The sequence below is a fragment of the Comamonas sp. SY3 genome (assembly GCF_041730275.1).
Taxonomy (GTDB): Bacteria; Pseudomonadota; Gammaproteobacteria; order Burkholderiales; family Burkholderiaceae_C; genus Comamonas; species Comamonas sediminis.
Genome location: NZ_JBGTYN010000003.1, coordinates 67,178 through 90,202 on the forward strand (window position 1 = coordinate 67,178; position 23,025 = coordinate 90,202).

The window sequence follows — 23,025 nt, forward strand, 5'->3', positions numbered from 1 at the left end:
GCTTGCTGGCACACTGCTGGAAAACCTTGAATAACATCCGGCGCTGCGCACACCAGCGCCTCCAGCCATGTCTGCTTCCAGCTCCCCCGCCCCGTTCCGCCCTACTGACCTCGCGTTGGCGCTGGTCGTGGTCGTCGTCTGGGGCATCAACTTCGTCATCATGAAATGGGGGTTGCAAAGCCTGACCCCGTTCGAGCTGGGCGCCCTGCGCTACCTGTGCGCAGCCTTTCCGCTGGTGCTGTTCATCAAGCCGCCGCGCGTGCACTGGCGCTGGGTGGTGCTGTTTGGCCTGCTGCAAGGCGTGGGCCAGTTCGGCTTTCTGTTCACCGCGCTCAAGGTGGGCATGACGGCGTCGCTCGCCAGCGTGGTGCTGCAGACCCAGGTGTTTCTTACCGCCGTCTGGACCTGGGTGCTGCTGCGCGAGCGGCCCGGCCGCCCGCTGGTGGCGGGCATGGGCATTGCGGCGCTGGGCCTGGCCTGCCTGCTGATCAATGAGCTGCGCAGCAATGGCGCCGGTGGCACCACCTTGGCTGGCCTGCTGCTGGTGCTGTGCGCGGCCACCTCCTGGGCCTGCTCCAACGTGGTGGTGCGCCTGGCGCAAAAGGAAAACGCGCGCTACGACCCGGTGAGCTTTATCGCCTGGAGCAGCCTGATGCCGATCATTCCCTTCATCGGGCTGAGCGCCTGGTTGGACGATGGCAGCGTCGGCAAGTGGCTGCAGGCCGAGACCTGGCAGCAGATCCCGTGGCTGGCCTGGGCCTCCATCGCCTACCTGGGCTGGGTGGCCACCATCGTCGGCTACGGGCTGTGGACCAAACTGATCCAGCGCTACTCTGCCAACCGCGTGGCGCCCTTCAGCCTCTGCGTGCCAGTGATCGGGTTGACCACCGGCATGCTGGTGCTGGGCGAGACGGTGACGGCCTGGCAATGGGCCGGCGCGGTGTTTGTCGTGCTGGCCCTGGTGGTCGTGGTCTGGGGCGGCCGCTGGCTGCAGGCGGCGCGGCGCTAGCTCAGCGGTCGTCGATCTTCGCAGCCTCGACGATCTGCTGGTACTTGCCCACCTGGGCTTTCAAGAAAGCGCCCATGTCCTGGCTCGGTGCGGCCACCACGTTGCCACTGGCTTCGAGCTTGGCCCGAAAACCTGGCGATTGCAGCGTGTCGGCCAGCGCCCCGCGCAACGCAGCCAGCACGTGGGGTGGCAGCTTGGCCGGGCCCATCAGCGCAAACCAGCTGTTGATATCGACCTTGGCAAACGCCGAAGTCTCGGCTAACGCAGGGATATCGGGCGTCACGGGGGAGCGCCTGGCCTCGGTCGTGCCCAGCGCCACCACCTTGCCGGCACGGATGTGCGGCAGGCCCGAGGACAGCACAAACACGCCAAATTCGAGGCTGCCGCCCAGCAGGTCATTGGTCAGCGGAGCCACGCCTTTGTACGGCACATGGGCCATCGTCACATCGCCGGCCTGCTGCACCATCTCACCGGCGATATGCAGCGCTGTGCCCACGCCCGAGCTGCCATAGCTGTACTTGCCGGGGTTCTGCCGCAGCAGGCTGAGGAACGCCTGCGTGTTCTTGACCCCGCTGGCTTGCGATGCGACCAGCACCATCGGCTGCGTCGCCACCAGGCTGATGGGCGTGAAATCCTGAAACACGCGGTACTTGATGGCCTTGTTGATCAGCGGTGCAATCGCCATCTCGTTGTTGGCCGCCAGCAGCAGGGTGTAGCCATCGGCGGGTGCCCGGGCCACCTTCTGCGCGCCGATCGCACCGCCGGCACCGCCGAGGTTCTCGATCACCACCGGCTGCTTGAGCCGCTGCGCCAGCTCGGTGCCGACCAGGCGGCCCACCGCATCGGTGCTGCCCCCGGGCGGGTAGGCAATCACCAAGGTGATGGGCTTGCTCGGGTAGTGCGCAGCTGCTTGGGCGCCTGCCGCCATGCTGGCCGCCCATGCCATCAGACCGACGGTGGCCGCAAGGCGGGGGCGAGAAAAAAGCGCTGGGAGCATCGGGAATCCTTGTGGCGGGTAGGAGCGTCGTCAGAGGAAAAGCGGCAGGCCGCATTGTGTCTTGGCGCAAGAGGCCCGCGCACTGTCCCGGAAAAGAAGCAGGGTCCGTGCCAGCGTGCAGCACGGACCTTGTTGTCCTGGGCCTGGGGTGTGTTTATTCCACGGCGTTCAGCAGATCGCGGGTCTTGATCGCAGCGGCGCGCGCGGCGCTGGCAAAGTCTTCGCCGCTGCTCGCGTACAGGATGGCGCGCGAGGAGTTGATGATGATCGGGCCGCCGCCAATGCGGGCCGCCTTGACGGTGGCCACCGCATCGCCGCCCTGTGCGCCAACGCCGGGAATCAGCAGCGGCAGGTGCGGGGCGACGGCGCGCACACGCTCGATCTCTTGCGGGCGGGTAGCGCCGACGACCAGGCCGAGCTGGCCATTGGTGTTCCAGGGGCCTTGGGCCAGGCGCGCCACATGTTCGAACATCGGCGGCTGGCCGGGCACATCGGCCAAGGTCTGGGCCTGCAAGTCGTCACCGCCGGGGTTGGAGGTGCGGCACAGCAGGAAGGCGCCCTTGCCTTCGTACTGCAGATAGGGCGTGATGGAGTCAAAGCCCATGAACGGCGACAAGGTCACCGCATCGGCGCCGTAGCGCTCAAAGGCCTCCTTGGCGTACTGCTCGGCGGTCGAGCCGATATCGCCGCGCTTGGCATCGAGAATCACCGGCACCTGCGGGGCCACGCGGCGCATATGGGCCATCAGCTTTTCCAGCTGGCCCTCGGCGCGGTGCGCTGCAAAATAGGCGATCTGCGGTTTGAAGCTGTTGACCAGGTCATGGGTGGCATCGACGATGGCTGCGCAAAAATCATAGATCTTGCTGGCATCGCCGCGCATCGTGGCGGGAAAGCGGCTCGGTTCCGGATCCAGGCCCACGCACAGCATGGAGTTGTTTTGGGTGGCTGCGGCGCGCAGCTGGTCGATGAAAGGCATGGCCGCTATTGTAAAAGCTGGCCAGGGGCCCCGCTCTGCGCAGGGCTGACTGCGTCACACGGGGATTGCAGGCACAATCGCAGCCCATGCCTACGCTGTCGAGACAACAACTGGTGACCCTGGGCCTGCTGACCCTGGTCTGGGGCCTGAACTGGCCGGTGATGAAAACAGGGGTTCAGCACTTCCCGCCGCTGAGCTTTCGCGCGCTGTCGATGCTGATCGGTCTGCCGTTGCTGGCACTGGGCCTGGTGGCGCTGAAGGTGCCGTTCCGGCTGGAGCGCCGTTACTGGGGCCCGCTGCTGGTGCTGGGTTTTTTCAACATGGTGATGTGGCACACGCTGATCATCGTGGCCATCCCGCTGTTGCCCAGCGGCCGGGCGGCCATCCTCGGCTACACCATGCCTATTTTTTCAGCAGCGCTGGGCGCACTGTTCTTCAGCGACCGGCTGCCCCCGCGCGCCTGGATGGGTGTGGCCGCTGCCGCGGGCGGCGTGTTGCTGCTGCTGTGGAATGAGATGGACAAGCTCGGCGGCAAGCCCACCGGCGTGGCACTGATGCTGCTGGCGGCGGCCAGCTGGGCGCTGGGCACCCAGCTGCTGCGCCGCACCCGCATCCCGGCCGCCACGTTGACCCTGGCCTTCTGGATGACGGTGATGACCACCGCCTGCCTGTGCCTGCTGGCCACGGTGCTCGAGCGTCCACGCTGGCATGCGCCTGACCCGGTGGCCTGGGGCACCATCCTGTTCAATGCCGTGCTGGTGATCGGCTTTGCCCAGGTGGCCTGGTTCTTTCTGGTGCGCACCTTGCCACCGCTGGCGTCCACGTTGAGCGTGATGCTGATCCCCGTGCTCGGCGTCTTCAGCGGCGCCTGGTGGCTGGGTGAGATCCTGCACTGGCAGGACTGCACCGCGGTGGCCTTGATGGTGCTGGCCATTGCCTCGGTGCTCTGGCCCAGCCGGGCACGCGGCTGAGCCTGCATGAGGCCGTCCTGGGCCGCTGGTATCAGCGGGCTGCAGGTGGCACGGGTTCGGCCAGGCTGTCGTTGTCCATCGTCAGGTAGACCAGCACCAGCAGCAAGGTGATGAAGAAGCGGAAGGCATCGGGCACGCCGTTCCACTCCTTGGACATCCACATGCCAAACCACTCGCCGCCCACCGACATGAAGCCCACCTGCCAGGTGAGAAAGCCCAGGGTGAGCCCTGCAATCGCCCATTTTTTGGCGGCGCGAAAGCCGGCGGCATCGGCATGGCGGGCCCGCAAGAGCTTGCTGCCCCCGATCCAGCACAGCACGGCCGTCAGCGTTTCCAGCGCAATGATGCCGGCATAGCCCAGGTGGTGGAGCCATTGCGCCTCGATGGCGCGGTACATGATGCCGTTGCCGGGGAAGGTGGTGTCCATCAGGAACACATGGTGCACAAAGGCAAAGTTGGTGGCGTAGTCGGTGATATTGCCAAAAGCCACCAGGGTGGCGAAGAAAGCCATGGCCAGCACCATGGCGGACTTGGACAGACGAATCATCATTCGAAGCTCCAGACGTGAGAGAGTGACAAAGGGATAGGAAAAAGACAGACGGATGCCGTGGCGCCGAACGACAAGGTTCGGCACCTGATCCATCAAAGATGTGCCAACGCAGCGTTGGCGGGGAGGTGTGCAAGAAGCACGCAGGCGCGCAGATCGGGACTGGAAAACCTGAAGCCGGCAGCGGGTCTGGGAAACACGCAGGCCGACGGGATCGAATGTCGCGCCAGGAGGGAGGCTGGATTCTGCCAGCCTGTGATGGCGGCTGTCAACGCCGGCCGTTCCGGCCATAAAAAAACGCACTGCCCAAGGGGAGTGCGTTCTTTGTTGCAGCCGGGCGCGGGCCCGGCCGGGGATCAGCGAGGCGCGTTCAGCAGACGGGTCACATCGCGGTCGTTGGGCAAGGCATAGTCGTAGCCCGACAGGATGCGGCTGTCTTCGGTACGCACCAGCTTGAGACTGACGTAGGTGAAGTTGGCCGCCGGCGAGAAGGTGCCGACCAGCACCATCGAGGCGTTCTGGCTGCGGGCGATGTCGCGCATCTCGCGCGACAGCAGCAGCTCGCCGGTGCCTTCGCGCACATACAGATCGGTGCGCAGCTTGACTTCCTTGACGTAGAAGCCCCGGGCAGCCATCTGGTTGGCATAGATCTCGGACAAGGTGCGGCCCAGGGGCGACGAGGCGCCCATGTTGTTCACGTTGACCACTGTGGCCACCAGCACCGGACCGGTTCCGGTCGACTGCGGCGCGACCGAGGCGGTCAGCTTGTTGATCGCATCCTGGCTGTTGGCCAGGAAGATGCTGGCATCGGCGGACTGGTAGGTAGGCTCGCTGCGCACCGTGCTCACGGGCTGGGCAGGCTCGGTCCAGCTGGCGCAACCCGCCAGCACAGTGGCACAGGCCACAGCAGCAAGGGTGGTCAGTCGCCGCATCATTGGTTCACCACCTTCATGTTGACGGCGCGGTAGGCTTGCGTCTTCGCGAACTGGCCAACCGTGGCGTTGTCAACATAGTAGACGTTGGACTTGCGCGCGACGTACTGGCCCTGGCGCAGCACCGTGGTGGTCAGCAGCACTTCGGAGTAAGCCGGAGCGCCAGCGATGGTGGCGGCCTGGTAGTCGGTGCCGATGGTCGGGCTCACGCCAGCGATGACCTGGCCGTTGTCGCCTTCATAGGCCCAGTTGCCGGCCTGCTGCAGGTTGTGGTGCACGATTTTGGCGTCGTAGCTCACCTCCAGTTGCTGGCCGGGGGTGGTGTAGACCGATGCGCCATGCTGCACCAGCTTGGTCACGACCAGGTCGTGGAACACGCTGTCAAAGGCGCTGGCGTTCTGTGGCAGGGCCACATACAAGGGCGTCTTGGCGTTCAGACCATTGCGCTCCAGCGTCGCCAGGGTGTCAGCGACCACTTCGCTGGCCATCAGGTCCCAGTGGCCTGCGGCACGCACCTTCATCTGGGTTGGCTGCGCATAGTTGGCGCCGTATGGAACGGGCGCCTCTACCGCGCAACCCGTCAACGCAAGCACGGCGCTTGCCAGCGCCGCCGCTCCGATGGTCTTTTTCAAAGCCATGTTTCCCTCCTCGGAATTAGATAGCCGACGGGCCAACACCCGCCCAGGCTTGCATCCATTGTTGTAGATGTGGTGGTGCCAAGACAAGAGAAACGATCCAAAGTGCGAACAGAGCCATGCATTTTGTTGTTTTTGCTCACACTTTGGAACGGTCATTTGCCCGCCCTGAAAGCTCAGCCTGCGGCGCGCTTTTGCAGAATTTCGAAAGCTGGCAAGGTCTTGCCTTCCAATACTTCCAAAAACGCACCACCTCCGGTGGAGATATAACCAATCTTGCCTTCGATGCCGTACTTGGCAATGGCGGCCAAGGTGTCACCACCGCCGGCAATGCTGAACGCGGGCGACTGGGCAATGGCCTGTGCCAAGGTTTCGGTGCCGTGCGCAAACGCATCGAACTCGAACACACCCACCGGGCCGTTCCAGACGATGGTGCCGGCCTTCTTGAGCTGCTCGGCCAGGCGGGCGGCCGTCTCCGGGCCGATATCCAGGATCAGGTCGTCATCGGCCACGTCGGTGGCGCGCTTGATGGTCGCCTCGGCATCGGCAGCAAAGGTCTTGGCGACGACCACATCGGTCGGAATCGGCACATCAGCACCGCGAGCGGCCATCGCATCGATCACCGCCTTGGCATCGCCGACCAGGTCGGCTTCGGCCAGCGACTTGCCGATGTTCAGGCCGGCAGCCAGCATGAAGGTGTTGGCGATGCCGCCGCCGACGATCAGCTGGTCCACGTTGCTGGACAGCGATTGCAGGATGGTCAGCTTGGTCGACACCTTGGAGCCCGCGACGATGGCCACCAGCGGACGCGCTGGCGCTGCCAGTGCCTTGGTGATGGCATCGATCTCGGCCGACAGCAGCGGGCCGGCGCAGGCGGTCTTCGCGTACTCGGCAATACCGTAGGTCGTGCCTTCGGCGCGGTGGGCCGTGCCAAAGGCGTCATTCACATAGATGTCGCACAGCCGGGCCAGCTTTTGCGCCAGCGCGGGCAGGTTTTTCTTTTCGCCGACATTGGTGCGGCAGTTCTCCAGCATCACGACTTGGCCGGGTGCCACGTTGACGCCATCGACCCAGTCGGCGATCAGCGGCACCTCGCGGCCCAGCAGCTGGCCCAGGCGCTGGGCGACGGGGGCGAGCGAGTCCTCGGGCTTGAAGGCGCCTTCGGTGGGGCGGCCCAGGTGGCTGGTCACCATCACGGCGGCGCCGGCCTTCAGCGCCATCTCGATCGCAGGGACCGACGCACGCACGCGCGTGTCTTCGGTGATCTCGCCCGCGTCGTTGAGCGGCACATTCAGATCGGAGCGGATGAAAACGCGTTGGCCTTGCACCTTGCCTTGGGCACACAGGTCGGAGAAACGAAGGATGTTCATGGGAATGGCTACCAAAGAGTCTAGAAACTGGGGCACAGGCCTTGGGAGCGGCCGAGCATGGCCGCCATTGTAGAGGCCTGCCCAGCCTCTCCCAAGCTGGCGGTCGCGCCGGCGTCTCTTCGCAGGTTTACCAGCCCAGGCCGATATGCAAAGGCAGGTAGACCGCCATGCCCACCACAATCGTGCCCAGGATGCCGCGCTTTTTGAAGTAATACATGGTCGCGCAGATCACCGCCGGAATGCGGGCGTCGAGCAAGGTGTCGGTCAGCTCGCCCTTGACCATCAAGAGCTCGGGCGCAATGACGGCCATCAGGGCCGCCAGCGGGGCGTATTTGAGGCCGCGCTTGAGCCAGTCGGGCAACGGCAGCTCGTTTTTCGGGATCATGAAGAACGCACGGGTGACCACGGTGATGACGGTCAGGCCCACAATGGCGGTCAGCTGGTACAGCAGATCCCAGTCGTCCTGGCTCATCGCACATGCTCCTCACGCACGGGCACGGCTGTCGTGCCATCGTCGGGCTGCTCGGGCCCGGGCGACGGCAGCGGCTTGTTCTTGGCGACGACCACGATCTTGGGCTTGCGGCCGCGCTGGTCCACCGCCTCGACCAGGAGGCCGATGGTGACGGCGCAGGCAATCGCCACCAGGATGTTGAGCTTGAGCGGAATGCCGTAGGCCGCAATCGCCGCTGTCGCGGCCACCAGCGCCGCCACCTTGGTGGCGCGGTCGATCAGCATCGAGTACAGCACGCCCAGCAGCGCCAGCACGCCGGCAAAGCCCAGGCCCCACTCCAGCGGCACCACATTGGCCAGCAGGATGCCGGCAATCGAGAAGCCCTGCCAGGTAATGAAGTTGAGCGACGAGGCACCCCAGAAGTAGTACACCTGCTGGGGCTTGGCCACCGGCGCGGTGTAGCGGCGCATGAAGGCCACAAAGATCACATCACCGCTGAAATAGCCAATGCACAGGCGGTGCCACAGCGGCAGGTGCGCAAAATAGCTGCGCCACATGCTCGACAGAATGACAAAGCGCAGGTTCACGCAGGCCGCCGTGAACCAGACCACCCACATCGGCGAGCCCATCGCCATCAGCGGCAGCACCGCCAGCTGGGCGCTGCCGGCATAGACCACCAGGGACATGAAGATGGCCATGGGCGCGGAGATACCCGCCTTGACCATCGCCACGCCAGTGACCAGCGCCCAGGCCGCAATGCCCACGGCCGTGCCCGACATGTCGACCACGCCGGCACGGAAACTGGGATGGTCGATCGCGCGGCGCCGGTGGTGCAGGCTCATGGAGCCGCCACGGATGGCCTGCCGTCGCCCAGAACCTGGCCGGGTTGCAGCGCATGGCCGCGCAGAAAATCTGCGGCCTGCAAGCGCTTGCCACCGGGCCGCTGCAGTTCGCTGATGCGCAACGCACCTTCGCCGCAGGCCACCACGATGCCTTGGTCATCCGCCACCAGCACCTGGCCGGGGACGGCCTCGGCGGGCGAATGCCGCTCGGGCTGCGCCGCCCAGATCTTGACCACCTCGTCCCCGACGTGGGTGGAGGCTGCCGGGAAGGGGTTGAAGGCGCGCACGCGGCGATCGATCTGTTCCGCTCCCATTGACCAGTCGATCGCGCTTTCGGTCTTTTCGATCTTGTGCGCGTAGGTGATGCCTTCTGCCGGCTGCGGCTCGCGCTGCAGGCGGCCTTCGTCGCTCAAGGCCAGCGCCTGCACCAGCATGCGGCCGCCCAGCGCTGCCAGCTTGTCGTGCAGGCTGGCGGTGGTGTCCTGGGGGGCAATGTCCAGCGCCTCGACCAGGCACATATCGCCGGTATCCAGACCCGCGTCCATCTGCATGATGGTGACGCCGGTCTGCGCGTCACCGGCCTCGATCGCACGGTGAATGGGTGCGGCACCGCGCCAGCGCGGCAGCAGGCTGGCGTGGATGTTGAGACAGCCCTTGGCAGGCAAGTCCAGCACCCATTGCGGCAGGATCAATCCGTAAGCCGCCACCACCATCACATCGGGCTGGGCGGCCAGCAGCGCTGCGCGCGCGGCGGCCGCTTCTTCGGGGTATTTGCCATCCAGGCGCAGGCTGAGCGGCTGGCTGACGGCAATGCCGTGCGCCAGCGCGCACTGCTTGACTGGGGAGGCCTGCAGCTTCATGCCTCGGCCGGCAGGCCGGTCCGGTTGGGTCAACACCAGCGGCACCTCATGACCGGCGGCCAGCAGCTGCTCCAGCGCCACACGGGCGAATTCCGGCGTGCCGGCGAAAACTACTTTCATGTCTTTTCAGGGGGAGTAAGGGGCAAGCGGCGATCCGCCCAGGCACAGCGGCACTCAGTCACGCTGGCGGGGCTCGGGCAGGGGCTCATCGATGAACATCAGCTTTTGCACCACACCTTGCGGATCGACGTGCACATGCGCGAATCGCTTGATGCCATTGTCCCAGAATCGGTAGGTCCAGACCTGTCCCGTGAAGCTCCAGACCCGGGTGATTTCCATCGGCGGGCCAAAATCCTGCAGCAGCTGCTGCTGCGTGAACTGGCCCAGCGGGATCGCGCCAAAGTTGCCGGCCGTCAGCACCTGGGAGGTCGTCTGCAATTGGCCATCGGCACCAAATTGCAGCTGGTAGGCCTCGCGCCCCATCGGCTGGGTGGTGTAGAGCCAGCGCTCACCGCCGCCATCGAGCTTTTTGACGGTATTGGCAGGCCCCAGCTTGCTCAGCACCTCCTGCTGCGGGGTGCCGGGCTTGAACTGGGTCGGATAGGCGCAGCCAGCCAGGGCCGCGCACAGGATGAGCAAGGCCATTGCGCCCCACGCGCGGCCAGGCAGCCAGCTCCGTGAAGATCGCGTGGTGCCCATATCAGCCCTTGGCGTCGGCCAGTTCGCGCTTTTGCTGCTTGACCAGCTTGGACTTGATGCGGTTGCGCTTGAGCGGCGACAGGTACTCGACAAACACCTTGCCCAGCAGGTGGTCCATCTCATGCTGGATGCAGATGGCCAGCAGACCTTCGGCGTCGATCTCGCGGCTGTTGCCGTGCTCGTCGAGCGCCTTGATCTTGACCGCTACCGAACGCTCCACGCCGTCGTAGATGCCGGGCACCGACAGACAGCCCTCATCGCCGACCTGCTTCTCGTCGCTGGCCCAGATGATTTCCGGGTTGATGAGGGCCATGGGCTCGTTGCGCTCTTCGGAGACATCGATCACCACCACGCGCTCATGCACGTCGATCTGCGTGGCTGCCAGGCCGATACCGCTGGCGTCGTACATGGTGGCCAGCATGTCCTGGACCAGGGTACGGATGCGGTCATCGACCACGGCCACGGGCTTGGCGACCTTGTGCAGACGGGGATCGGGGTAGCAGAGAATCGGGAGGATAGACATAGTTTTCACTTGTGAATGTCGTTATTTTCGCCACTTTTGCGCTTCAATGCCCGGATGCCTTGCAATAATCATTGATCGATCAAGGGCTTGGCCCGAGAATCAGAGGCAATTACAAACATTGACAGTAGGCCCACTGTGGCCTGCCAGCGACTGAGAGGGAGTCACCCGGCCATGCGAGCATCCACCACGCCCCTGTTCCACCAGCTGCGCAGCAGCGCCATTGCAGCCGCCTGCATGGCCTGCGCCGGCCTGAGTGCCTGGGCCGCCACGCCGGCTGCGCAGCTGCCGATCACCGCGCAGCAACGCAGCACCGCCCAGCAAGTGGCGGCGCAGGGCATCCCCGAGGCCGAGCTGGCCGCTAATGCACCCGATACCTATGTCGTCAAGCGTGGCGACACGCTGTGGGACATCTCGCGCGTCTACCTGCAGCAACCCTGGCGCTGGCCCGCGCTGTGGGGCATGAACCTGCAGACCATTGCCAACCCGCACCTGATCTACCCCGGCCAGACCCTGTACCTGGAACGCCGCAATGGCATGGCGCGTCTGGTCACGTCGCGCTCGGGCGAGGAGGAAGTCATCCGCATCTCGCCGCGCGTGCGCAGTGAAAGCCTGTCGGGCACCGCGCTGCCGGCTGTCAACCAGCGCCTGATCGAGGCCTTCCTGGTGGAGCCCGAGGTGCTGTCCGCCGGCGAGAGCGAAAAAGCCCCGCGCCTGGTCGGTGCCGCGCAAGAGCGCGCACTGCTGTCGCCCGGCGACCGTGTCTATGGCCGCTCGGCCGACCAGTCGCTGGAGATGGGGCAGGAGCGCCAGTACTACCGCGTGTTCCGCAATGCGGTGCCGATGACCGACCCGGAAACCAATGCCATCCTGGGCTATGAAGCGCAGTACCTCGGCAAGGTGCAGCTGATGGCGGGCGAGCGCCAGGAGACGACCCTGGACGCCAAGGGCAATGCGCACACCGATCCGGTGCCCGCATCGCTCGATATCACCGCAGTGAAGGAGGAAATCCGCGTCGGCGACAAGCTGCTGCCGATGCCGCGCATCCAGGTCACCAGCTATGTGCCGCATGCGCCCGATGAGCATCTGCAGGGCAGCGTGATGTCGATCTACGGCAGCAACAGCGTGGCCTATGCATCGCGCAACAATGTGATCGCGATCAACCGGGGCCAGGCCGACGGTGTCGAGCTCGGCCATGTCTTCCGCCTGATGACACGCGGCGCGCGCATCAAGGACAAGACCGACAGCGACCAGACCGTCATCAAGCTGCCCAACGAGGCCAATGGCCTGGCCATGGTCTTCCGCACCTTCGACAAGGTGTCCTACGCGCTGATCCTCGAAGCCAAGGAAGGGGTGAAGGTCGGCGACGCGCTGATCTCGCCCGACTACCGCCCCTGACGCAGTAGACGGCACCGCAGCGCTGGCCCATGACCGAACAAGAGCTGCACGACTGGATACGCCTGGCAGCGACCCCTGGCCTGGGGAACACCGGCATCCGGCGTTTGCTGGCGCGCTTTGGCTTACCAGGTGCGGTACTGGCCCAGACTGCGGCACAGTTGGAGAGCTGCATCACACCTGCGCAAGCGCGGGCGCTGCTGAACCCCAGCGCTGAGCTGCAGGCGCTGCAGGCCACCACCTGGAGCTGGCTGGCCAGCGCGCCAGCACCTTTGGTGCGGCATGTGCTGACCCTGGGCGACGCCGGCTACCCGTCCGCGCTGCTCGAAACCGCCGACCCGCCCGTGTTGCTGTACATCACCGGCCATGCCCGCTGGTTCGAGGGGCCAGGTCTTGCATGGCCGCACAAGGCGCTGGCGATGGTCGGCAGCCGCAACCCCACGCCGCAGGGCGTGCAGAATGCCCGTGCTTTTGCCCAGACCCTCGTGCGCCAGGGCATCACCGTCATCTCCGGCATGGCGCTGGGCATCGATGCCGCTGCCCATGCCGGTGCGCTGGAAGCCGCAACCGGCCAGCAGCCCGCCACCATCGCCGTGATCGGCACCGGCATTGACCGGGTCTATCCCCGCGCCAACCATGCGCTGGCTGCACAGATTGCCGAGCAGGGCTGGATCGTCAGCGAATACCACCTGGGCACGCCCCCGCTGGCGCAGAACTTTCCCAAACGCAACCGCCTGATAGCGGGTCTGGCCAGCGGCACCTTGGTGGTCGAGGCCGCGACCGCCTCGGGATCGCTGGTCACCGCCCGCCTCGCCAGCGAGCAGGGGCGCGAGGTTTTTGCGATCCCCGGCTCCATCCATGCGCCACAAAGCAAAGGCTGCCATGCGCTGATCCGCCAGGGCGCCAAGCTGGTGGAATCGGTGGAAGATATTCTGGAAGAACTGCCTGCGTTGGGCGCTGCGGCCCGGGTGCCAGCCGCAGAACCTGCGCCGGTGGATACCTCTGGCGCAGCGGCCAGCAACGATAGGCATGAAGACGAGGGCTTGCTGCAGGCAATGGGTTTTGACACGGTCGATCTGGACAGCCTGTGCAGCCGTACCGGCATCGATATCGCCCGCCTGCAGATTCAGTTGCTGGAGCTGGAGCTGCAAGGCCGGGTGGCGCGCCTGCCGGGCGGCTTGTTCCAGCGCCTGGAGGCAGGCTAGACCCGCAGCCGCTTACTGCAACAGCCGTTCGGGGTTGGCCTCGATCTTGGCCAGCGCATCGCGTGCGGCACGGGCCGTGATGCCTTCGGCATCGCGCGGCAGCAGCAGGCCGGCCTGCAGGTAATGGCCCATGCGCCGCATCTGGAAGAGAAAGCAGGAGCCGCTCAGCGCTGCAAACAGATGCAGCTGCTTGTGCTGGCTGTGCCAGACGTACTGCACCTGCAGCGGGCTGGCATTGTGGTCCAGCAGGAACCAGTTGCCCAGCGACAGATTCTTCGCCCACTCCAGTACCTCGGGCTGCACCAGCGCGCCATCATCGGCAATCACCTGGATGCTGCTAGTGTCGATGCCCAGCATCAGCTCGATGCTCTCGGCGCTGAGCGGATACTCTTCGGTCACCACCTCGTCGAGTGCGTCTTCCAGATGGGCCAGGCGCTCTGCCAGCGCAATGATGCGCTCCTGCGGGATCTCATTGGTCTTGGCCAAGAAGGCCTCGGCCACGATATCCATCAGGCTCTTGATGATTTCGTCCTGGCGCTCGCCGATGATGTTCGACAGGGTCAGGCCCTGGCGCAGCACGGTCTGCAACAGCGGCAGCTGGCGGATCACCCGGGCGCGCTCTTCCTTGCTGGGCTTGGCCGATGCCGACCAGACCAGGTCCAGCGCCGCCTTCTTGAATTTCTGTGTGTTCTCGTGCTCGGCACCGAAGCGGATCGCCGACATCGCCAGCACATCGGACCACTGCTTGAACAGGAACTCCCGCACATCGCTGTCGACCGGCATCTCCAGCAGCATGTCGCGCAGCTGGATGGTGTACTGGATGGCGAGCGTCTCCTTTTGCTCGATCTGCTGGGCCAAGCTGACCAGCTCGCGCGCGGTCGCGGTCTGGCCGGTCAGGTTCTTTTCGAGGAATTTCTGGAATTCCTTGAGCACCAGCTGGAACACGCGGCTGCCGGTGTCCGGGTACTGCTCGATGACCTGCACGACCCGTTTGACCTCGGCCTCCAATGTCGTGCCATTGAGCGCGGCCGCCTCAAAGCCCAGCACGCAAGCGCCCATGCGGTCGATCAGCTGGCGCGCCGGGTGTTCGGTGTCGTTGAAGAACGCCGGCTCGGCCAGCGCCACGCGCAGCACCGGCACCTGCAGGCGCGCAAACCAGATGCGGATACCGGCCGGAATGCGGTCCTCGTTCAGAATGCTCTGGAACATCAAGGCGATGATCTCGATGATCGCCTTTTCCTCGTCGGACGAGGCCACGCTCTTGAGCGCCGAGGACTGCTGGCGCACCGCCAACGCCACCGGTGCCACCACCTGGACAGCGTCCATATCGTCATCGGCCGGCGCGGTATGGAACCAGGCCGACTGGATCGCCGTGGGCGGCGACACCAGTGCGTGCTGCAGCGCCGGCGAGATCACATAGCCACCCGCTGCCCCCAGCGATGCGCGCACCGAGGTGGGGCCACCATTGGAGCGGCTACCGGCAACGCCCTGCAAGAACCCGCGCAGCTGCGCGAGCACGCCCTGGCTCTTTTGGCGCGCTGCGCCGATCGCGGCCCAACCGGCACCGCCTGCCGGCATCAAGCCCGAGGGCATGCTGGCGACACCGGAGACCGCACCCGCTTGTGCTGCCGCCACACCCGCCAACTGCTGGGCAGCAGCGGCAGCCATGGCGGCGGCAGCGGCTGCGGGGCGTTCGGTTTCCGTGCGTTTGATGCGGTAGCTGCGCAGCTCGTCTTCGGTGGCAGCGCCTTGCTCGTCGTAGAAGCGCCGGACCGCCGTGTAGACGCTGATGCCCAGCGGTGCCAGGATTTCCAGCATCGGCGTCCACAGCAGCTCCAGTGTCTTGCGGCTGAGGCCGGCCGCCTCCCAGGCCTCGATCAGGCGCAGGCACCAGGTCTCGGGCCGCAGGGCGTCGGCGGGGCCCAGCTCCTGGTCTTCCAAAAACTGGGTCACGCGGCGCACGCTGTTGAGCTCGGCTGCGACCAGCTCCAGCAGCTGGGCTGCCAGGCGCGAGGCGATGATGCGCCCCTCGATGGCTTCGTTGCTGACCAGCTCCAAGCTGGTGATGGTCGGGGGCGCAGCCACCGGCTCGGGGGCCGGCTCGCCAGCCAGCAGGCTCTGGCGCAGCAGCTTGTTGGCGCTGTCCAGCCAGGCTTGCTGGCGGCTGTCAAACTCGGCAATCGCGGCAGACAGCGCCACATGCGAGCGGGAGGGATCGGTGCTGGGCCGCGCGATGATCTGGAGAAGCTCGGCGCGCAAGCGCGCCGCCACCCCGGGCAGACCCGCGCACAAACCACCGACAAATCTCAGCCGCGCTTCACGGGCGAGCTTTTTTTGCCAGCTGCGATGGTGCGAAGGTGCAACAGCCACAGAAATCCCATCCCTTTATCGATCTTTATACCGTGGCCCCGGCATTGGGGTCGTTCGGGTCCAGGTCCTTCTGGCTGACCTTGACCAGGTCTTCCCGCTTGACGCCCAGCCACATCGCGATGGCCGCGGCCACGAATACCGACGAGTAGATACCAAAAAGAATACCAATGGTCAGCGCCAATGCAAAGTAATGCAAGCTGGCGCCGCCAAAAAGAAACATCGACAGCACCATTGCCTCGGTCGAAGCGTGGGTGATGATGGTGCGGCTCATCGTCGAGGTGATGGCGTGGTCGATCACTTCGGGCGTGCTGAGCTTGCGGAACTTGCGGAACGCCTCGCGGATCCGGTCGAAAATCACCACCGATTCATTGACCGAGTACCCCAGCACCGCCAGTACACCGGCAAGCACGGCCAGCGAGAACTCCCACTGGAAGAAGGCGAAGAAGCCCAGGATGATCACCACGTCATGCAAGTTGGCAATGGCCGCGGCGACACCGAACTTCCACTCGAAGCGCATCGCCAGGTAGATCACGATGCCCAGCACCACCGCAGCCAGCGCCATCAGGCCGCCGTGCACCAGCTCCTCACCCACAGAGGGGCCCACGAACTCGCTGCGCAGCAAGGTCACGCCGGGGTCGGCCGCCTTCAGCGCGCCCATGACCTTCTCGCCCTGCTGGGCCGTGGTCACGCCTTTTTCAATCGGCAGGCGAATCATCACGCGGTCGGCGCTGCCCACGTTCTGCACCAGGATGTCCTGGTAGCCGAGCGAGGCGACCTGTTCGCGGATCTTGCCCACATCGGCAGGCTGCTCGTAGGCCACCTGCATGACGGTACCGCCGGTGAACTCCACCGACAGGTGCAGGCCACGGGTGGTCAGGAAGAACACCGCCAGCACGAAGGTGATGACCGAAATCGCGTTGAGCACCAACGCGTATTTCATGAAAGGGATGTCTTTTTTGATACGGAAGAATTCCATGGTCTTCCTCCTTAACGTTTAGCAGATGCCACGGAGCGGTGGTCTTCGCCCTCGGGCTTCCAGACCTGGCCAATCGACACGCTCTTGAGCTTCTTGCGGCGGCCATACCAGAGGTTGACCAGGCCACGCGAGAAGAACACGGCCGAGAACATGCTGGTCAAAATGCCGATGCAGTGCACCACGGCAAAGCCGCGCACCGGGCCGGAGCCGAAGGCCAGCAGCGCCAGGCCCACGATCAGGGTGGTGACGTTGGAGTCGAGAATCGTGTGCCAGGCATGTTCATAACCGGCATGGATGGCCGCCTGCGGTGACGCACCGGCGCGCAGTTCTTCGCGCACCCGTTCATTGATCAGCACGTTCGAGTCAATGGCCACACCGATGGCCAGCGCCATGGCGGCAATGCCCGGCAGGGTCAACGTAGCCTGCAGCATCGACAGGATGGCCAGCAGCAGCAACACGTTCACGCCCAGCGCAATGGTCGAGACCACGCCAAAGACCATGTAGTAGATGCACATGAAGACGGCAATCGCGATGAAGCCCCCCACGATGCTCTTGATACCGGCTTCCACGTTCTCTTTGCCCATGCTCGGGCCGATCGTGTATTCCTCGATGATTTCCATCGGCGCGGCCAGCGAGCCGGCGCGCAGCAGCAGCGAGGTATCGCTGGCTTCCTTGGTCGTCATGCTGCCCGAGATCTGCACGCGGCCGCCACCGATTTCGGAGCGGATCACCGGGGCGGTCACCACTTGGCCCTTGCCCTTTTCAAACAGCAGGATGGCCATGCGCTTGCCAATGTTCTCGCGCGTGACGTCCTTGAAGATGTTCGCGCCCTTGCCATCCAGGGTCAGGTTGACGGTCGCCTCATGGGTCTGGCTGTCAAAGCCGGGCTGCGCGTCGTTCAGGTTCTCGCCGGTCAGGATGACCTGCTTTTTCACGACGATGGACTGGCCATGCGGGTCGCTGTATTTTTCAGAGCCAAATGGCACGGGGCCCGTGCCCATTTCGGCGGCGCGCGCGTCCGAGCTGTCGTCGACCATGCGCACTTCCAAGGTAGCGGTACGGCCCAGGATGTCCTTGGCCTGTGCCGGATCCTGCACACCGGGCAGCTGCACCACGATGCGGTCGGAGCCTTGCTGCTGGATCACCGGCTCGGCCACGCCCAGCTCATTGATACGGTTGTGCAAGGTCGTGATGTTCTGCTTGAGCGCTTGCTCTTGCACGCTGCGCAGCGATTCAGGCTTGATGTTGGCCCGCACCACATAGGCGCCGCCGGTGCTGACCACATTGGCCTGCAGGTCCGGCATGGTGTCCACAATCAGGTTGCGCACCGTCGTGGCCGTGGCCTCGTCTTGCAGGCGCACTTCCAGCGACTGGCCTTCGCGGTTCACACCACCGTGGCGAATCTTCTTGTCGCGCAGCGCCAGACGCACATCGCTGGTCAGCGCTTCGGTGCGCTTGGTCAGCGCCGCCTGCATGTCCACCTGCAAGGTGAAGTGCACGCCACCACGCAAGTCCAGACCCAGGTACATGGGCTTGGCATGCAGGGCGGTAAGCCAGGCGGGCGAGCGGGAGATCAGGTTCAGCGCCACCACATAGGAGGGGTCGCTGCTGTCAGGGATCAGCACGCGCTCGAGCACGCCCTTGGCCTTGAGCTGCTCGTCTTCCTTGTCGAAGCGGGCGCGGATCGAACCGTTTTCCAGCGCAATGCTCAGCGGCTTGACGTCGGCATCGGCCAGCGCCGACTCCACGCGCTGCTGCAATGCAGAATCCACGGTGACAGTGGCCTTGACCGAGGCCACCTGGACAGCAGGCGCCTCACCAAAAAAGTTGGGCAGGGTGTAAACAACCCCTACCAGAAGCGCGATCACAATGATCGCGTACTTCCAGACCGGATAACGGTTCATGATCGCGCTCTTACCTTACGCAAAATAGAAGGCGCAGCCATGCTGCGCCAATTGCTGTTTCAACGATGGATTACTTCAGCGTACCCTTGGGCAGCACCTGCACCACAGCACCACGCTGCAGTTGCACGACCACGCCCTGGGCCAACTCTACTTGCAGGAACTGTTCGTCCAGGCCCACCACGCGGCCCACGAGGCCCCCATTGGTGGCCACTTCGTCGCCCTTGACCAGCGCATCGATCATGGCACGGGCTTCCTTTTGGCGCTTCATCTGAGGACGGATCATCAGGAAATACAGCACCACAAACATCAGCACCAAGGGCAGCATGCTGGTGAGGGTGGAGGTCATGCCGCCGGAGGCAGCAGCAGCCGGTGCGGTCTGGGCAAAAGCAGAAGAGATAAACAAATGAAGCTCCCAACGTGGATGCAGGCCTTGCCTGGATGACCAAAACCAAGACCCAAAGAGAAGCATTGTATGCGTGCCCCTCTGCGAACACCCAGGCAATACCTTGGATGCCTCTGGTTTTTCCGGTTGTTTTCATGGAATTAAGCAGCTTTCATGCCAGCGCATTGGTAGAAGCCACTATGGCAGATACTGCCGCTTAAGTGGTATTTACGCGCCAAAGTCGCCGCGAGCACCGCCCTGCTCCACGCGCTGTGACAAATTTGTCACGCCCGTTTGCTGCAGCCGCTGACAAAAAAGCCGCCTGGCTTGGCGCGCAGGCGGCTCGATCCACTCGCTTTCACCCGTCAACCGGGCTTCATACCTGTGCCGGTTCGGGCTTGGCAGCAGCCGCGGCTGCCGCTGCGTCATCGGCAGGCGCACGCCAGCGTGCCATCAGCTGCTGCCATTTGCTGCGGGCGGCGGCCAGGTGGCGTTCCTTGACATGGCCGTAACCACGGATGTCTTCGGGAATGCTGGCGATTTCCACCGCCAGCGCCAGGCGCTCGGCGCTCAGGCGCTGCAGCAGCTCCTCAATGCAAGCGCGGTACTCCTGGATCAGTGCACGCTCGGTGCGGCGCTCTTCGGTGCGGCCAAAGATATCGAGCGCACCGCCGCGCAGGCCCTTGAGCCCCGCCATCACACCAAAAGCCTTGCGCATCCAGCCGCCATAGGCCTTCTTGACCAGCTCGCCCTTGTCATTGCGCTTGGCCGTGGTGGGCGGCGCCAGGTGGTGCACGATCTTGTAGTCGCCCTCGAACATGCTGGCAATCTTCTCGCTGAACTCGGCCGTGGTGTGCAGGCGCGCCACCTCGTACTCGTCCTTGTAGGCCATCAGCTTGAACAGGTAGCGCGCCACCGCTTGCGACAGGCGCGTGCTGCTGCCCAGCCTGGCTTCGGCCGCATGCACCTTGTTCACGAAGGCTTCGTAGTCGGCGGCATAGGCGCTGTCCTGGTAATCGGTCAGGAAAGCCACGCGCTTGGCCACCAGCTCCTGCAACGAGGGCTTCTTGACCAGCTGGATCACCTGCTGGGCGGCAAACATGGCCTGCACCTGGGGCAGGTTGGCGGCGCACTGGCGGCCCCATTCAAACGCAGCCTTGTTGTTGTCCACCTGCACGCCGTTCAGCTCCATCGCCCGCATCAGCGCGGCATGGGACAGCGGCACCCGGCCCTTTTGCCAGGCATAGCCCAGGATCAGCGGGTTGGTGTAGATGCTGTCGCCCAGCGCCTGGGTCGCAATGTGCTCGGCATCGAACATGCCCACGCCCTCTTGGCCCACGGCCGCCAGAATCGCCGATTCGCAACCCGCCTCGGGGAACTGCCAGTTCGGGTTGTGCACGAAGGCCGCTGTGGGCGCGCCATGGGTGTTGAGCGCGACAAAGGTACGGCCCTGCTGCATGGCAGCCAACGTGGTCTTGTTGGCCGCGACGATGGGGTCGCAGCCGATGACCAGGTCGGCCTTGGCGGTGTCCACCTTGGTGGTGTAGATCGCGTCGGGCGAGTTGGCGATCTGGATATGGCTCCAGGTCGAGCCGCCCTTTTGCGCCAGACCGGCCGCATCCTGCGTGACCACGCCCTTGCCTTCCAGGTGGGCGGCCATGCCCAGTAGCGAGCCAATGGTGATCACACCCGTGCCGCCCACACCCGCCACCACAATGCCCCAGGCCTGGGTGGCCACGGGCAGGACGGGATCGGGCAACGCAGGCAGCTTGGCCATATCGCCCTTTTTCTCCTTCTTGGCCTTTTTGAGCTGGCCGCCTTCGATGGTGACAAAGCTCGGGCAGAAGCCCTTGACGCAGGAGAAGTCCTTGTTGCAGGTGCTTTGGTTGATCTTGCGCTTGCGGCCAAAATCGGTCTCGACCGGCTCCACCGACAGGCAGTTGGACTGCACCGAGCAGTCACCGCAGCCTTCGCAGACCGCCTCGTTGATGATGACGGTCTTGGCCGGCGTGGCCAGCGTGCCGCGTTTGCGGCGGCGGCGCTTTTCGGTCGCGCAGGTCTGGTCGTAGATGATGGCCGTCGTGCCCTTGAGCTCACGGAACTCGCGCTGGATGCGCTCGAGCTCGTCGCGGTGGTGCACGGTCACACCGGCGCCCAGCTGCACGCCGTCATACTTTTCCGGCTCGTCGCTGACGATGACCAGCTTCTTGACCCCTTCGGACAACAGGCTGGTCATGATCTGCAGCACCGAGTGGCCCTCGGGGCGCTCGCCCACGCGCTGGCCACCGGTCATCGCCACCGCGTCGTTGTAGAGCACCTTGTAGGTGATATTCACGCCCGAGGCAATGCTCTGGCGGATGGCCAGCAAACCGCTGTGGAAGTAGGTGCCATCGCCCAGGTTCGAGAAAATATGCTGGTCGGTGGTGAACGGCGCCTGGCCGACCCAGGTCACGCCTTCGCCGCCCATCTGCGTGAAGGTGCTGGTGTTGCGGTCGGGCATCCAGTTGACCATGTAGTGGCAGCCGATGCCGGCTACCGCGCGGCTGCCTTCAGGCACGCGGGTGCTGGTGTTGTGCGGGCAGCCGCTGCAGAACCAGGGCAGGCGGTCCACCGACTCCTGCTTGCTGTCCTTCAGACCCTGTTCACGCGCGGCAATCACCTGCAGGCGCGCATCCATGCGGCGCACGATGTCGTCGGGCACGCCGAGCTTCTTCAGGCGCTTGGCCAGCGCCTGCGCAATCAGCGCCGGGGTCAGGTCGGCCTTCGGGCGAAGCAACCAGTGGTTGCTGGGGTTGGGCACCGACCACTCGCCGCCCGAGTGGTCGCCCTCGATCTCGTCGAACTTGCCCAGCACATGGGGGCGCACATCGGAGCGCCAGTTGTACAGCTCTTCCTTGAGCTGGTACTCGATCATCTGGCGCTTTTCCTCGACCACCAGAATCTCCTGCAGACCCATCGCAAAGTCGCGGGTGATGGAGGCCTCCAGCGGCCAGACGACGTTGACCTTGTGCAGCCGGATGCCCAACTGGCGGCAGGTGTCATCGTCCAGCCCCAGGTCGATCAGCGCCTGGCGCGTGTCATTGAAGGCCTTGCCGCTGGCGATGATGCCAAAGCGGTCATTCGGCGTGGAGATGACGTTGTAGTTCAGCTTGTTGGCGCGGATATAGGCCAGCGCCGCATACCACTTGTAGTCCATCAGACGCGCTTCCTGCTCCAGTGGCGCATCGGGCCAGCGGATGTGCAGGCCGCCAGGCGGCATCACAAAGTCATCGGGGGTGATGATGTTGACCCGGTCCGGGTCCACCGAGACGCTGGCCGACGACTCCACGATCTCCTGGATCGTCTTCATGCCCGACCAGACGCCGGAGAAACGGCTCAGCGCAAAGGCATGCAGGCCCATGTCCAGGATGTCCTGCACGCTGGAGGGGAAGAACACCGGCGAGCCCACGGCCTTGAAGATGTGGTCACTCTGGTGCGCCGCCGTCGAGGACTTGCTGATGTGGTCATCGCCGGCCAGCGCAATCACGCCGCCGTGCTTGGCCGTGCCGGCCATGTTGGCATGCTTGAACACGTCCACGCTGCGGTCCACGCCCGGACCCTTGCCGTACCAGATGCCGAAGACACCATCGAACTTCTTGCTCTGCGGATACAGGTCGAGCTGCTGCGTGCCCCAGACGGCGGTGGCGCCCAGCTCTTCGTTGACGCCGGGCTGGAACTCGATGTTGTTGTCCTTGAGGTGCTTCTTGGCCGCCCACAGCGCCTGGTCGTAGCCGCCCAGAGGCGATCCACGGTAGCCGCTGATAAAGCCTGCGGTGTTGAGACCTTCCAATGCATCGCGCTGGCGCTGCAGCATCGGCAGGCGAACAAGGGCTTGCACCCCGCTCATGAAGGCACGGCCATGGGCCAGTGCGTACTTATCCTCAAGCGTGACGGTTTCCAGCGCTTTGCGGACGGACTCGGGGAGTGAGGCATTCATCGTCTTGT

The 23,025-nt window shown here is 64.7% G+C and carries 20 protein-coding genes; 4 read left to right on the forward strand and 16 right to left on the reverse strand.

From position 1 onward, the window contains the following. The first annotated feature begins 67 nt into the window (after positions 1-67). A complete protein-coding gene (locus ACCQ08_RS05195; protein ID WP_373449116.1) occupies positions 68-1,009 on the forward strand; it encodes an EamA family transporter in 942 nt (313 codons plus the stop codon). Between the two features lies 1 nt (position 1,010). Here ACCQ08_RS05195 and ACCQ08_RS05200 read toward each other — a convergent pair whose 3' ends face one another. Together ACCQ08_RS05200 and pyrF are read right to left on the reverse strand one after the other, a co-directional pair. Beyond that, positions 1,011-2,006 (reverse strand): Bug family tripartite tricarboxylate transporter substrate binding protein, encoded by a 996-nt coding sequence (locus ACCQ08_RS05200; RefSeq protein WP_373449117.1) that lies wholly within the window; start codon positions 2,004-2,006, stop codon positions 1,011-1,013. A 154-nt stretch (positions 2,007-2,160) separates the two neighbouring features. Continuing rightward, positions 2,161-2,982: an orotidine-5'-phosphate decarboxylase gene (gene pyrF, locus ACCQ08_RS05205; protein WP_373449118.1), complete on the reverse strand. Its 822-nt coding sequence runs from the start codon at positions 2,980-2,982 to the stop codon at positions 2,161-2,163. An 86-nt stretch (positions 2,983-3,068) separates the two neighbouring features. Between pyrF and ACCQ08_RS05210 the strand changes: the two genes are divergently transcribed. After that, a complete protein-coding gene (locus ACCQ08_RS05210; RefSeq protein ID WP_373449119.1) occupies positions 3,069-3,953 on the forward strand; it encodes a DMT family transporter in 885 nt (294 codons plus the stop codon). Positions 3,954-3,984: 31 nt separating this feature from the next. On the opposite strand, the gene ACCQ08_RS05215 is transcribed toward ACCQ08_RS05210, so the two are convergent. From ACCQ08_RS05215 to def, 9 genes are all read right to left on the reverse strand, one after another. Continuing rightward, positions 3,985-4,503 (reverse strand): DUF2165 family protein, encoded by a 519-nt coding sequence (locus ACCQ08_RS05215; protein WP_239809802.1) that lies wholly within the window; start codon positions 4,501-4,503, stop codon positions 3,985-3,987. 353 nt (positions 4,504-4,856) lie between these two features. After that, on the reverse strand, positions 4,857-5,432 hold the full coding sequence (locus tag ACCQ08_RS05220) for a FlgO family outer membrane protein (RefSeq protein ID WP_312411824.1): 576 nt from the start codon (positions 5,430-5,432) through the stop codon (positions 4,857-4,859). Then, positions 5,432-6,070: a hypothetical protein gene (locus ACCQ08_RS05225; RefSeq protein ID WP_239809804.1), complete on the reverse strand. Its 639-nt coding sequence runs from the start codon at positions 6,068-6,070 to the stop codon at positions 5,432-5,434. Before ACCQ08_RS05225 ends, ACCQ08_RS05220 begins: the two co-directional genes overlap by 1 nt. Positions 6,071-6,243: 173 nt before the next feature. After that, complete coding sequence (locus tag ACCQ08_RS05230; protein WP_373449120.1) at positions 6,244-7,437, reverse strand: phosphoglycerate kinase; 1,194 nt, start codon at positions 7,435-7,437, stop codon at positions 6,244-6,246. A 127-nt stretch (positions 7,438-7,564) separates the two neighbouring features. After that, complete coding sequence (locus ACCQ08_RS05235; RefSeq protein ID WP_373449121.1) at positions 7,565-7,909, reverse strand: AzlD domain-containing protein; 345 nt, start codon at positions 7,907-7,909, stop codon at positions 7,565-7,567. Next, positions 7,906-8,730: an AzlC family ABC transporter permease gene (locus ACCQ08_RS05240; protein WP_133856333.1), complete on the reverse strand. Its 825-nt coding sequence runs from the start codon at positions 8,728-8,730 to the stop codon at positions 7,906-7,908. Before ACCQ08_RS05240 ends, ACCQ08_RS05235 begins: the two co-directional genes overlap by 4 nt. Continuing rightward, entirely contained in the window at positions 8,727-9,710 is a 984-nt protein-coding gene (gene fmt / locus ACCQ08_RS05245) for a methionyl-tRNA formyltransferase (protein ID WP_373449122.1), read from the reverse strand. The genes ACCQ08_RS05240 and fmt overlap by 4 nt, the downstream gene beginning before the upstream one ends. A 54-nt stretch (positions 9,711-9,764) precedes the next feature. Next, positions 9,765-10,235 (reverse strand): hypothetical protein, encoded by a 471-nt coding sequence (locus ACCQ08_RS05250; RefSeq protein WP_373449123.1) that lies wholly within the window; start codon positions 10,233-10,235, stop codon positions 9,765-9,767. A 55-nt stretch (positions 10,236-10,290) separates the two neighbouring features. Further along, on the reverse strand, positions 10,291-10,812 hold the full coding sequence (gene def / locus ACCQ08_RS05255) for a peptide deformylase (protein ID WP_312411845.1): 522 nt from the start codon (positions 10,810-10,812) through the stop codon (positions 10,291-10,293). Between the two features lie 171 nt (positions 10,813-10,983). Between def and ACCQ08_RS05260 the strand changes: the two genes are divergently transcribed. Together ACCQ08_RS05260 and dprA are read left to right on the forward strand one after the other, a co-directional pair. After that, positions 10,984-12,207, forward strand: a complete 1,224-nt coding sequence (locus tag ACCQ08_RS05260) for a LysM peptidoglycan-binding domain-containing protein (protein ID WP_373449124.1) — start codon at positions 10,984-10,986, stop codon at positions 12,205-12,207. Positions 12,208-12,236: 29 nt separating this feature from the next. Next, positions 12,237-13,409: a DNA-processing protein DprA gene (gene dprA, locus ACCQ08_RS05265; RefSeq protein ID WP_373449125.1), complete on the forward strand. Its 1,173-nt coding sequence runs from the start codon at positions 12,237-12,239 to the stop codon at positions 13,407-13,409. Positions 13,410-13,421: 12 nt separating this feature from the next. Here the strand turns inward: dprA and ACCQ08_RS05270 are convergent, their stop codons facing one another. From ACCQ08_RS05270 to ACCQ08_RS05290, 5 genes are all read right to left on the reverse strand, one after another. Then, on the reverse strand, positions 13,422-15,779 hold the full coding sequence (locus ACCQ08_RS05270; RefSeq protein WP_373449126.1) for a DUF1631 family protein: 2,358 nt from the start codon (positions 15,777-15,779) through the stop codon (positions 13,422-13,424). 25 nt (positions 15,780-15,804) lie between these two features. After that, complete coding sequence (secF, locus tag ACCQ08_RS05275; protein ID WP_239809813.1) at positions 15,805-16,755, reverse strand: protein translocase subunit SecF; 951 nt, start codon at positions 16,753-16,755, stop codon at positions 15,805-15,807. An 11-nt stretch (positions 16,756-16,766) separates the two neighbouring features. After that, positions 16,767-18,659 (reverse strand): protein translocase subunit SecD, encoded by a 1,893-nt coding sequence (gene secD / locus ACCQ08_RS05280; protein WP_312450875.1) that lies wholly within the window; start codon positions 18,657-18,659, stop codon positions 16,767-16,769. A 70-nt stretch (positions 18,660-18,729) separates the two neighbouring features. Further along, on the reverse strand, positions 18,730-19,062 hold the full coding sequence (yajC, locus tag ACCQ08_RS05285; RefSeq protein ID WP_021026469.1) for a preprotein translocase subunit YajC: 333 nt from the start codon (positions 19,060-19,062) through the stop codon (positions 18,730-18,732). A gap of 355 nt (positions 19,063-19,417) precedes the next feature. After that, entirely contained in the window at positions 19,418-23,017 is a 3,600-nt protein-coding gene (locus ACCQ08_RS05290; RefSeq protein ID WP_373449127.1) for an indolepyruvate ferredoxin oxidoreductase family protein, read from the reverse strand. Positions 23,018-23,025: the final 8 nt, after the last annotated feature.